10 protein-coding genes are annotated in these 11770 nt (G+C 76.1%); all 10 read left to right on the forward strand.

Annotated features, from left to right (window positions below; translation table 11 throughout):
* The first annotated feature begins 22 nt into the window (after nt 1-22).
* From Cba03nite_RS26330 to Cba03nite_RS26375, 10 genes are read left to right on the forward strand one after another with little or no spacing between them, the layout of a single operon-like run.
* The gene (locus Cba03nite_RS26330) at nt 23-1591 is read left to right on the forward strand and encodes a GH39 family glycosyl hydrolase (RefSeq protein WP_203751447.1); all 1569 of its coding nucleotides are present in this window, start codon (nt 23-25) and stop codon (nt 1589-1591) included.
* An 11-nt stretch (nt 1592-1602) separates the two neighbouring features.
* A complete protein-coding gene (locus tag Cba03nite_RS26335) occupies nt 1603-2883 on the forward strand; it encodes a nucleoside/nucleotide kinase family protein (RefSeq protein ID WP_203751450.1) in 1281 nt (426 codons plus the stop codon).
* On the forward strand, nt 2880-3920 hold the full coding sequence (locus Cba03nite_RS26340) for a phosphotransferase family protein (protein ID WP_203751453.1): 1041 nt from the start codon (nt 2880-2882) through the stop codon (nt 3918-3920). The genes Cba03nite_RS26335 and Cba03nite_RS26340 overlap by 4 nt, the downstream gene beginning before the upstream one ends.
* Nucleotides 3865-6255: a glycosyltransferase gene (locus tag Cba03nite_RS26345; RefSeq protein WP_203751456.1), complete on the forward strand. Its 2391-nt coding sequence runs from the start codon at nt 3865-3867 to the stop codon at nt 6253-6255. Before Cba03nite_RS26340 ends, Cba03nite_RS26345 begins: the two co-directional genes overlap by 56 nt.
* A complete protein-coding gene (locus tag Cba03nite_RS26350; RefSeq protein WP_203751459.1) occupies nt 6252-7079 on the forward strand; it encodes a polysaccharide deacetylase family protein in 828 nt (275 codons plus the stop codon). Before Cba03nite_RS26345 ends, Cba03nite_RS26350 begins: the two co-directional genes overlap by 4 nt.
* Before the next feature lie 2 nt (nt 7080-7081).
* A complete protein-coding gene (locus tag Cba03nite_RS26355) occupies nt 7082-8419 on the forward strand; it encodes a lipopolysaccharide biosynthesis protein (protein ID WP_203751463.1) in 1338 nt (445 codons plus the stop codon).
* A complete protein-coding gene (locus Cba03nite_RS26360) occupies nt 8416-10275 on the forward strand; it encodes a hypothetical protein (protein WP_203751467.1) in 1860 nt (619 codons plus the stop codon). Before Cba03nite_RS26355 ends, Cba03nite_RS26360 begins: the two co-directional genes overlap by 4 nt.
* Nucleotides 10259-10651, forward strand: coding sequence for a hypothetical protein (locus tag Cba03nite_RS26365; protein WP_203751470.1), 393 nt, complete (start codon nt 10259-10261; stop codon nt 10649-10651). The genes Cba03nite_RS26360 and Cba03nite_RS26365 overlap by 17 nt, the downstream gene beginning before the upstream one ends.
* Nucleotides 10648-10890: a hypothetical protein gene (locus Cba03nite_RS26370; RefSeq protein ID WP_203751472.1), complete on the forward strand. Its 243-nt coding sequence runs from the start codon at nt 10648-10650 to the stop codon at nt 10888-10890. The genes Cba03nite_RS26365 and Cba03nite_RS26370 overlap by 4 nt, the downstream gene beginning before the upstream one ends.
* Nucleotides 10877-11668 (forward strand): CPBP family intramembrane glutamic endopeptidase, encoded by a 792-nt coding sequence (locus tag Cba03nite_RS26375; protein ID WP_203751474.1) that lies wholly within the window; start codon nt 10877-10879, stop codon nt 11666-11668. Before Cba03nite_RS26370 ends, Cba03nite_RS26375 begins: the two co-directional genes overlap by 14 nt.
* Nucleotides 11669-11770: the final 102 nt, after the last annotated feature.

Below are 11770 nucleotides of genomic sequence, written 5' to 3' on the forward strand. Positions count from 1 at the left end.
CGCACACCGCCCCAGGCATGCCATGGACGGGCCCGGAGCCCACGGCCGGGTCCGGCCCCGCGAGTACGCCGCGATCCGGCCCGGCCGGCACCGCACCGCCCGGACCGGCCCGTCCGGGCGGCGCGGGCCCCGGACCGTGGCGGCCACCGCGGTGCTGCTCCTGCTGCCCGGCCTGCTCCTGTTCGCCTGGCCGAACTGGTCCTGGCCGCGCCCCGCCGAATGGACCGCCGCCGGTGGCGGCGCCCACGACCGGGCCACTCCCCCGCGGCACCGGCCCGACCCCGGCACGCTGGCGGTGGGCGTCACGCACGCCCAGTACTCGATCGACGGCTGGAGTAACGCCGAGGCCCGCGCGTCGGCGAAGGCGGTCCTCACCGCGACGGCGACGTACCAGAACCAGCACATCATGGGCTGGGGTGCGCTCAACCCGCAGCCCAGGCCGGGGGTGTACGACTGGTCGTCGCTCGACAAGCGGATGGCGCTGATCCGGTCCACCGGCGGCACCCCGGTCATCACCCTGTGCTGCGCGCCGGACTGGATGAAGGGCGGGCAGGCGGGCGAGACGGACTGGAAACGGCTCGAAGCGGCCCCCGACCGGCGGCACTACCGCGACTTCGCCGAACTCGCCGCGGCGGTCGCCCGCCGGTATCCCGACGTCACCCACTACCAGGTGTGGAACGAACTCAAGGGTTTCTGGGACGAGAAGAGCAACCGGTGGGACGCGGCCGCCTACACCGACCTCTACAACGCGGTGTACGACGCGTTGAAGGCGGTCGACCCGGCGATCGCCGTCGGCGGGCCGTACGTCGTCCTCGACACCTGGTCCGGCGGCCGGGCCGGCGGCCACGCGTCCTGCCTGGCCGGCGACTGGGGGGTCGTCGACCAGCGCGGGCTGGACGTCCTCGACTACTGGCTGCGGCACAAGCGCGGGGCGGACTTCGTCGCGCTCGACGCGGGGCTGGGCACCCGCGACCAGGGGCTCGCCCCGGCCGCGCGCGCCGCCCGCGCCAGCGCGCTGTTCGGCGCCGTGACCAGCTGGGTGCGCCGGCGCACGTCGCTGCCGGTGTGGTGGAGCGAGTTCCACGTGGGACGGGCCGACGCGGCCGCGGAGCCGCAGCTCGTCTCCCGGGCCCTGGCCGCGCTGCTGCACATGGCCGGTGCGGGCGCGTCGGTGGCGCTGGTGTGGCAGCCGCAGCGCTCCCCGAGCACGCCGGGCCCGCTCCCCCCGGCCCTGTGGACCGCGACCGACGGCCCCGGCGGGGGCCGCCCGCTCGCGTACGCGCAGGCGCTGGCGCTGCTGCGGCGGATCCTCGCCGATCCCGCCGGGGACGGCCCGGTCAGCTGGCCGCTGCCGGACGTGGGCGTCCTGCACGGCCGCACGGACCTGCTGCTGGTGAACACCGGCGGGGAACGGGCCGCCGTCGACGTACGGGGTCAGCGCGTGCAGCTCGGGCCGTACGAGATCCGGCACGTGCCGCTGCCGGCCGGGGCTCCCGCGGCGCCGAGCGGCTCCCCCACCACCCTGCCCGACCAGTGCCGCAGCCCGCTGCCCGCGCCCACGCGCTCGGCGGGCCCGGCTTCGACGACGTGAGGAGCGACCACATGCCCATGCCCGCGGGAGCCCTGTCGGCCCCCAGCCGGCACCCCGCGCTGCGCCGACCCGACAGCCTGGCCCGCAGAGTGCTGGCCGATCTCGACGCGGCGGCGGTGCGCTGGTGCGTCCTGCGCGGCGGCGCGGGCGACCGGGACGACCTGGACGTCCTCGTCGCGGCCGCGGACCTGCCGCGCGCCCTGGCCGTCCTGAAGGCGTGCGGGCTGCTCCGCCTCCCGGCGTACGGGCGGGGCACGCACGTGTTCTTCCTGGGACTCGACGCGGCCACGAGCAGCTGGGTGCAGTTCGACCTGGTCACCGAACTCGCCTACGGTCGGCACGCCGAGCTGCCGACCGGCGCGGAGGACGGGTGCCTGGCCCGGCGGGTGCGGCGCGACGGCGTCTGGCTGCTGCGGCCCGAGGACGAGTTCTGGGCGCTGCTGCTGCACTGCCTGCTCGACAAGCGCGCCTTCGCGAGCCGCCACCTGCACCGCCTCGACCGGCTGCACGGCCGGACGTCGCTGCACAGCCCGCTGGCGGCGGCGGTGCCCGCGGCGGTCGGCTCCGCGCTGCTGCTGCGGCAGGCCCGGGCGAGGAAGTGGGCCGCGCTGGAGTCGCAGGGCGGCGCGCTGCGACGGGCGTGGCGCCGGACCCGGCCGCTCACCACGGTCCGCAGGTCGGCCGGGTCCGCCGCGCTGCGGCTGGTGGAACGGCCGTTGCAGGCCTGGAGCCGGCGCGGGGCCAGCGTGGCGCTCCTCGGGCCCGACGGGGCAGGCAAGTCGACCCTGGCGAAGGGGATCGAGTCTGCCTTCTTCTTCCCGGTGCGCCGCGTCTACATGGGACTGTGGAAGGCCGACGACGCACCCGCCGGGGCCGTCGCGCGGACCCTGCGCATCATGCTGCGGCCGCTGGTGGCGTGGGGCCGCTACCTCACCGGGCTGGGCCACCGGCTGCTCGGGCGCACGGCGGTCTTCGACCGGTACGTGTACGACGCGCTGCTGCCGCCGCGCGGTTCGCTCCGCTGGCTCAAGCGGCCGTACTTCCAGCTGATCAGCCGGTCGTGCCCGCGGCCGCACCTGGTCCTGCTGCTGGACGTGCCGGGCCGGGTGATGCACGTGCGGTCCGGCGAGTACGACCCGGCGCACCTGGAGACCGAGCGGGCGCACTACCGGCGCCTGCGGCAGCGCATCCCCGACCTGGAGCACGTGGACGCCGACCGGCCGCCGGACGTCGTGCTCGCCGACGCGCTGTCCCGGATCTGGCGGCACTACGTGGAGAGGGCGGGCCGATGACCGTCTTGTGGCGCGCCGCGCGGCTGCGGCTGCACGAGCAGCGCACCCGCTGGCTGCACCGGGCCGAGCGGACCTGGGCCGGTGCGGTGGCCGCGCAGCTCGTGGGCGCCTGCGTGGCCGGCCGCGGCCGGGCCTGGCACACCGAGGCGGTCGCGTTCACGGCGACCTCGGTGGCCGTGGTGATGGTCGCCAGCCCGGGCTCGCCGCGCCGGTTCGTGGTGAAGATCCCCTGGACCGCCGAGGGCGTCCGGCGGCTGCGCCGCCAGGCCCGGGTGCTCACGGACCTGCACCGCGATCCCCGGCTGCACCGCCTGCGGCCGCTCATCCCGCGCTGTGCCGGGCAGGGCGAGTTCGACGGCCGGTACTACTGCGTGGAGGAGGCGCTGCCGGGGGTGCCGGCCGGCGGGATCGCGCTGCGCTCGGCGCGGCACGCGACGCTGCTCGAGTCGGCGGTCTGCCTCATCAGCGACCTGCATGCCCGGACCAGCGAGGTGACGCGGCTCGACGACGCCACGGTCGGGGCGTGGGTGGACCTGCCGCTGCGGCGGCTCGACGCCTACGCGGCGACCCGGCCCCGCGGCGACCGGCTCCGGCAGGGCATACGACGCCTCCAGGACGAGATCGTGGGGACGCTGTCCGGCCGTTCCGTGCGCACGTCGCTCATCCACGGCGACTTCTGGCCCGGCAACCTGCTCGTGGGCAGCGGGGCGGACGTCACCGGCGTCGTGGACTGGGACCACGCCGCGGCCCGGCAGCTGCCCCTGCACGACCTGCTGCACCTGCACGTGCTCGCCCACCGGCTGGCGCACGGGGCGGAACTCGGCGACGTGGTGCTCCGCGCGCTGCACCACGGCCTCAGCGACGCGCTCGACGTCCCGGCCCAGCGGGTCGGCACCTGGCTGGACGGCATCCCGCAGCGGCCCGCCGTCCTCCTCTACTGGCTACGCCACATCCGCCTGTTCATCGACTCGGAGGGTCACCATGACAACCCGCGCTGGCTTCGCGGCAACGTCGAACGCGTCCTCGTCAGTGTCTGACGCCGCGCTCGCGTACGGCGGCGGCGTCCTGGCCGAGCACGAGCCCGCGCCCACCACGACCGTCGTCATCTGCGTCTACACCGAGCAGCGGTGGCCGCAGATCGTGCGCGCCGTCGACTCGGTGCTGGTCCAGGACGTCCCGGCCGACCAGATCGTGGTGGTCGTGGACCACAACGCGCCGCTGCTGGAGCGGGCGCGGGCGGCCTTCCCCGGGGTGACCGTGGTGCCGAGCGCCGGACCGGCCGGGCTGTCCGGCGCGCGCAACACCGGGGTGGCGTGCGCGCGGGGGGACGTCGTCGCTTTCCTCGACGACGACGCCGCGGCGGAGCCGGACTGGCTGGCCCGGATGCTGCGGCACTACCGCGAACCCGCCGTGGTCGCGGTGGGCGGCCGGGCCGAGCCGGTGTGGGACGGGGCGCGGCCGCGCTGGCTGCCGCCCGAGTTCGACTGGGTGATCGGGTGCAGCTACACCGGCCAGCCGGCGCAGGTCGCGCCGGTCCGCAATGTCATCGGCTGCAACATGTCGTTCCGGCGGGCCGTCCTGTCCGGCGGCGACGGGTTCGACCCGGCGCTCGGCCGGGTCGGCCGGGTCCCCGTCGGGTGCGAGGAGACGGAGCTGTGCATCCGGATCCGGCAGCGGCACCCCGACAGCGTGATCCTCTACGACCCCGGCGCGCTGGTGCACCACCGGGTCACCGCGGACCGTGCGACGTGGAGCTACTTCCGCCGCCGCTGCTTCGCCGAGGGCCGGTCGAAGGCCGTCGTCGCCCGGCTGGTCGGCAGCGGGGCGGGGCTCGCGGCGGAGCGGGCGTACACCCGCCAGACCCTGCCGCGCGGGGTCCGCCGCGGGATGCGGGAGGCCCGCGACGGCGGGCTGCTGCGGGCGGGCGCGATCGTCGCCGGGCTGCTGGTCACCGCGTGGGGCTACGCGACGGGGCGGGCACTTCGCGCCAGCCGGGCCGGCGCCGCGCCGCCGGAGCTGAGCAGCACCGCGCCGGCGGCGCCCGGTCTCGGCGCGGCACAGCCGGTGCGGGTGCTGGCGGTCGAGCTGTGCGACGGCGTGCCGGAGCTGCCCGACGGCCGTGGTCCGGGGGGCGGGAGGTACGCCGCCGCGCGGGTGCTGGTGCGGCTGCACGGCGAGCCGCTGGGCCTGCTCGACCTGGAGCTGCCGCCGGGCGGGCTGGCCGCGCGGCTGCACGAGGAGGCGATCAGGCAGCGGCTCGGGGACGCGATCGACGAGCACCTGCGGGCGGACGGCCTGCCGCCGCTCGATGTGCTCACCCCCGGCCTGGCCGCCCTCCGCGGGATCGGCGCGGCCTGCCCGGCCCGCCGGGCGCCGAACGGCCCGGAACCGTTCGTCAGCGTGGTCATGCCCACCTGCGGGCGCACCCCGCACCTGGCACGTTCGCTCGGCTCGCTCTCCGGCCTGGACTACTCGAACTACGAGATCGTCGTCGTGGACAACGCCCCGCACGTGGCGGGGACGGCGCGGCTCGTCCGGGAGCACGCCGCGCGCGACGCCCGGGTGCGCTACGCCGCCGAGCCGCGCGCGGGCGTCACCCACGCGCGCAACCGCGGCCTGGCCGAGGCCCGGGGCGAGATCGTCGCGTACGTCGACGACGACGTGACCGTGGACCCGGGGTGGCTGCGCGCGCTGGCCGGCGGCTTCGCCGACGCGGGGGTCGCCGCGGTGACCGGAGACGTGCTGGCGAGCGAGCTGGAGACCCCGGCCCAGGTGTGGATCGAACAGTATGGCGGGTTCGGCAAGGGCTGCCGCCGCCGCAGGTTCGACCGGGCCGGCGTCGAGACGGCCGGGGCCGGCCGGGTGGCCGCCGCGCCCGGCTCGCTCTACCCGTACCTGCCGGGTTCCTACGGCTCCGGCGCGAACATGGCCTTCCGCACCGAGGTCCTGCGCGGGCTCGGCGGGTTCGACCCGCGGCTCGGCTCGCGCGGCCCGGTCCGTACGGGCGAGGACATCGACGTGCTCCTGCGCACCGTGCTGAGCGGGCACACGCTGGCGTACGAGCCCGCCGCGCTCGTCTGGCACGCGCACCGGCGCGAGCTGCGCGACCTGCGCCGGTCGCTGTTCCACTACGGCATCGGCCTGAGCGCCGTCATGGTCAAATGCCTGGCCCGGGACGCCGCCGGGCGGCGCGACCTGCTGCGGCGGCTGCCGCGCGGGATCGCGTACGCGCTGCTGCCGCGATCGGGCAAGAACGGCCACAAGCGCGGCGGTTATCCCGCCTCGCTGACCCTGCTCGAACTGGCCGGGATGGCGCTGGGCCCGGTGTACTACGCCGCGTCGGCCCGGTCGGCCAGGCGGGAGGGCCGATGAGCGCCGGGCGGATCCGGACGGCCGTGCCCGTCCTCTGCTACCACAGCGTCAGCGACGACGCCCACGACGGCGAGCTGCGCTGGTCGGTGTCCCCGAGCGACTTCGACGAGCAGATGGCGCTGCTCCGGGAGCGCGGGCGCACCCCGCTGACGGTGAGCGGGTACACCACGATGCTGCGTGCGGCCCTGCCGCTGCCGCCGCGCCCGGTGCTGGTCACCTTCGACGACGGGTACGCCGACCTGGCGACCGCCGCCCTGCCGGTGCTGCGCCGCTACGCCATCCCGGCGACGGCGTACGTGGTCACCGCGCGGGTGGGCGCCGCCCGGACGCGGGGCTCCGGCCCGGTCGTCAGCTGGGACCAGCTCGCCGAGCTGCACGCGAACGGGATGGAGATCGGGTCGCACAGCCACACCCACCGGGCGCTCGACTGCCTGCGCCGCAGTGAGCTGCGCCGGGAGGTGTCGCTCAGCAAGCTGGCGCTGGAGGACGGGTTGCAGGAGCAGGTGTCGTCGTTCGCGTACCCGTACGGCTACCACAGCCCGGCCGTGCGCCGGGAGGTGCGCGCGGCGGGCTACAGCTCGGCGTGCGGGGTCAAGAACGCGCTGAGCCACGAGGCGGACGACCTCTACGCCGTCGCCCGGGTGCTCATCGAGCGCGACCTGGGCGCGGCGGGGCTCGACACGCTGCTCGACGGGCGCGGCTGGCCGCCCGCGTGGCGCCGCGAGCGCCTGCGCACCCGGGTCTGGCGCGCGTACCGGCAGGCCCGGCACTTCGCGGACACGGCCCGCACCGCCCCGCAGGCCGACGCCCGGAGGGTGCCTTGAGCGTGCGCCCCACGGAGACCGCGGGCGCGCCCGGCGGCGTACCCGCCCTTCGCACCGCCGCGCCGGGCGCCCCGCTCGTCACGCGGCTGCGCCGGCATCTGCTCGAGCCGCTCAACGGCAGCGTGTACGCGCTCACCCTCAACACCGTGGTCAGCTCGGTGCTGGGCATCGCCTACTGGGCGCTCGCGGCGCGGCTGTACTCGCCGCGCGAGGTGGGCGTGGGGACGGCGATGGTCTCGACGATGATGTTCCTCAGCAACCTGTCCCAGCTGAACCTCAACGGCGCGCTGGCCCGCTTCCTGCCCGCCGCGGGCCCGCACCGCGGCCGGCTGGTGGGGTACGCCTACGGCCTGAGCTACCTGGCGGCGCTCCTGGTCAGCGGCGGCTTCCTGCTCATCGCCCCGCTGGTGTCGGACGAACTCGGGTTCCTGGCCCGCACGCCGCTGCTCGCCGCCGCGTTCGTCCTGGCCGTCGCGGCGTGGGGGGTCTTCACGCTGCAGGACAGCGTGCTCACCGCCCTGCGCGGGACCATCTGGGTGCCGGTGGAGAACACCGCCTACGGCATCGCCAAGATCCTGTTGCTGGTGCTGCTGGCCGGGTCGCTGCCGGGCCTGGGGATCTTCGTGTCGTGGAACGTGGCGGTCGTCGTCGCGCTCGTGCCCGTCAACATCCTGGTCTTCCGGCGGCTGCTGCCGCGGCTGCGCGCCCTGCGGCAGCCGGGCTCGCTGCCCGGCCGCGGGGTGCTGGCCCGATTCGTCGCACTGGACTACGTCGGTTACCTGTTCATGCAGGCTGGTACGAACGCGCTGCCGGTCATCGTGACCGCGCGGCTGGGCGCGGAGGCCAACGGCGTGTTCTACGTCGGCTGGCTGCTGGGGACCTCGCTGGAGCTGGTCGCCCTCCACTTCGGCACGTCGCTGACGGTGGCCGGGTCCGGTGACGAGCCGCGGCTGGCCGCGTACGCCCGGCAGATGCTGCGCCGCGGGTTCGCGCTGTTCACCCCCGCCGCCGTGCTGCTGTACGCGTGCGCGCCGCTGCTGCTGGCGTTCTTCGGCACGCGGTACGCCGAGGCCGGCTCGTCGGTGCTGCGGCTGTTCGCGATCGCGGTGCTGCCCAAGCTCGTCGTGATCGTGTACGTCGCGGCGTGCCGGGTGCAGCGCCGGGTGGGCCGCATCGTGGCTGTCCAGGCGTCGTCGAGCGCCCTGGTCGTGTCGCTGGCCTGGCTCACCATGGGGGAGTTCGGGGCCACCGGCGTCGGCGTCGCCTACCTCACCGGCCAGCTCGCCGTCGCGGCCATGGTCCTGCCGTCGCTGCTGCGCCTGCTGCGGACGGCGTCGTGAGCGCCGGTACGGCGCACCCGGCGGCGGCCCGGCCGCGGCGCCTCGCGGCCTGGGGCGAGGCCGCGCTGAGCGCAGCCTGGTGGGCGGCGCCCGCGGTGGCGCTCCTGCTCGGGCTGCACGCGCTGCGGCTGTCCGACGCGGCGGAGATCGGCTCCCTGGGCCTGGTCACCGCGCTGCGCCCGGAGTTCTGCGGCGCGCTCGCCCTGCTCACGATCAGCTTCTTCAGCGGCGTCCTGCACCCCCGGCCCGCGCCGGGGGTGCTGCTCGCCGCGCATGTCGTCGTGCTGGCGGTGCTGCTGTTCGGCGCGGCGACGATCATCGAGCCGCTGCCGCGGTTCATCTCGGGCTGGCTGCACGTCGGCTTCGCCGACTACGTCGCGCGGACCGGCGAGACGCTGCCGCACCTGGACGCCAGGTTCAACTGGCCGGGCTTCTTCACGCTGGCCGCGATGGCGACCCGCGCGGCCGGGATGCCGGACGCCCTGCCGCTGCTGGGCTGGACGCCGGTCGTGCTCAACCTGCTCTACGGCGCGATCGTGTTCCGGCTGGCCCGCGCCGTGTCCCCGGAGCCGCGCACGGCGTGGCTCGCGCTGTGGCTGTTCCTGCCCGCCAACTGGGTGGGGCAGGACTACTTCGGGCCGCAGGGCCTGAACTACGCGTTCTACCTCATCCTGCTGACGGTGCTGGTGGTCTGGTTCCGCCCGTCCCCTGCGGACCGTACGCGCCGGGGCCTGGACGTCTCGCCGCGCCTGGCCCGGCTGCGGGACGCGCTCCGGCTCCCCGCGGCGCCGCTGCTGCACGAACCCGAGCCAGCCCGGCTCGGGCGGGGCTCGGCCGCCGGGCTGATGGCGGCGGTCCTCGTGATCTTCACCGCCAGCACCGCCAGCCACCAGCTCACCCCGGTGGCGATCGTGGCGGCCGTGGCGGCGCTGGCGCTGGCCCGCCGCTGCACGGCGCGCTCGCTGCCGGTGCTGCTGGGCGTCATCCTCGTCGCGTACATCAGCTACCTCACCGTGCCCTACTGGTCGGGGCATCTGGAGGCGATGTTCGGGTCCGTCGGCAACGTGACCGGCACCATCAGCTCCGGGGCGGTGCAGCGGGTGCGGGGCGACGACGGGCACCGGGCCGTGGTGCTGGTGCGGCTCGGCTTCACCGTGGCCGTCTGGCTGCTGGCCGCCGCTGGGGCGTGGCGGCGGCTGCGCGCGGGCCGCGGCGACCTCGCGATGCTGGCGCTGGCCGGGGCCCCGTTCGCCGTGCTCGCCCTGCAGAGCTACGGCGGCGAGGCCATCCTGCGGGTGTACGCGTTCAGCCTCCCGTTCATGGTGGTGCTGCTGGCCGCGCTGTTCGCGCCCGCCAGGCACGCCCGCAGCCGGGTCGTCGCGGCGGTCGCGGCGGGTGCGGTGAGCGCCGCCTTCACCGCCGCGTTCTTCGTCGCCCGCTACGGCAACGAGAGCTTCGAGCAGGTCCGGCCGAACGACGTGCTGGCGGTGGACTGGCTGTACGCCCACGCGCCGCCGGGCGCGACGCTCGTCGCGGTGACGTCCAACGTGCCGTGGCGGTCGCGGCACATCGAGCGGTACGCGTACCGGCCGCTCGGTCTCGACCTGGGGCCGAGCACCCTGCCCGCGATCGAGCAGGAGATGCGGCGCGACGCCGAGGGCGCGTACCTCGTCCTGTCGCGGGGGCAGTACGTCTTCGCCGAGTCCTACCTGGGCATGCCCGCGGGCTGGGGAGAGCAACTGGAGCTGCAGGTGCGGCGCTCCGGCCGCTTCCGGCTCGTCTACGCCAACCCCGATGCCTCGATATACGTCCTGCTTCCCGCATCGAAGGTGGAGACAGATGACAAGGATCGCTGACGACCCGCGCCCGTGGGGGCGGCTGCCGCGCCGGGCGTGGCCGCCCGTGCTCGTGCTGCTGGCGGGCGGGGCCGTGCTGACGCTCGTGCTGCTGGACGTGCCGGGGGTGGTGCGGGCCGCGCCCGTGCTCGCCTACCTCGCGGTGGTGCCCGGGGCGGCCTGCGTACGGCTCCTCCGGCTGCCCGACCGGCCGCTGGGCCTGCTCCTCGGGGTCGGGGTCAGCCTCGCCCTCGGCCTGCTGGTGTCCCAGGCGATGGTCTACCTGCGCCTGTGGTCGCCGTTGCGCGGGCTCGCCGCGCTGGTGGCCGTCGCCTCGCTGGCGGCCTGCGCCGAGCTGTTACGGAGCCTCCGGCCGGCCGCCGGGCGGGCCTCGTGACCCCGGCCGGGCCGCACCCGGTCCTCGCCGCCGCGTCCGGCGTGGGCACCGCGGCGGCGACGGTGACCGGGCTCGCCATGCTCGCGATCCTCCTGGCCGCGCTCGTCACGAAGGTGCTGCTGCAGGGCGCGCGGCGACCGCCCCGCCGGGAGACGCTCCGCCTGCTCGACGTCGTCATCGCGCCGCTGTTCGTCGTCTTCGCGTACACCGTGCTGGAGCGATTCCGTGACCTCTCGTAGCGCGACGTCCGTCCTGGCCCCGCCGGCTCCGCCGGAGCCCGCGGTGTCCCCGGTCCTCGGCCGGGTGCTGCTGGCCGAATACCTCCCGGCGCTCGCGGCGCTCGAACTGCTGCGCACGGTGTACGTGCCCGGTGCGGTGGCGGGTCTGGCGTTCCTCGCGCTCGCCCTGTGCGCCCGGCTGCCCCTCGTCGGCGAGCAGGCCGCGGCGCTGCTGCCGGTGCTGGTGGCGGTCCCGGTCACCCGGGTGGTGACGGAGGCCGTGCCGGGCGAGGCGTCGCCCGCGCGGGCGGCCGTCGCCGCGCTGGCCCTCGGCGTCGCCGTCACGGCGGCGGCACGCGCGTGCCCGCGGGACTGGCTGCGGCTGCGCGGCGACACCGGCTGGGGTGAGCACGCCGCCGTCATGCTGGCGGGCGTCCCGCTGGGGCTGCTCGTCCACCTGCTGGCGCCGGACCTGCTCGCGGTGACCGGAGGCGTCCCGGTCCTGCTCGCCGTCGCCCTCGCCGCACCGGCCGGGCTCGCCGCCGAAGTGCTGTTCCGCGGCCTGCTCATCCCGGCCCTGGCCGGGGTCGTGGGCCGGTGGGACGTGGTCGTCGCGGCGGCGATCTACGCGAGCACGTTCGTCTCGTACGGCACGCCGACGGCATCGGCGGCGCTCGCGGTGGGGCTCGTGCTCGGCTGGGCCCGGCGGCGCACCGGCTCGATAGCCGGCGTCATCGGCGCGTACGCCGTGGTCATGCCGCTCACCGTGCTGGTGTGCCGGCTCGTCGCCGAGAGCTGACCCCGGACGGAAAGACGCGCACGCGGCGGGGTGCCGCGTGCGCGTCCATCGTCCTCATCGTCCGGTCGATCGTCCGGTTGATCGTCCGACTTGCCTGGCAGC

The sequence above is a fragment of the Catellatospora bangladeshensis genome (genome assembly GCF_016862575.1).
GTDB classification, from domain to species: domain Bacteria; phylum Actinomycetota; class Actinomycetes; order Mycobacteriales; family Micromonosporaceae; genus Catellatospora; species Catellatospora bangladeshensis.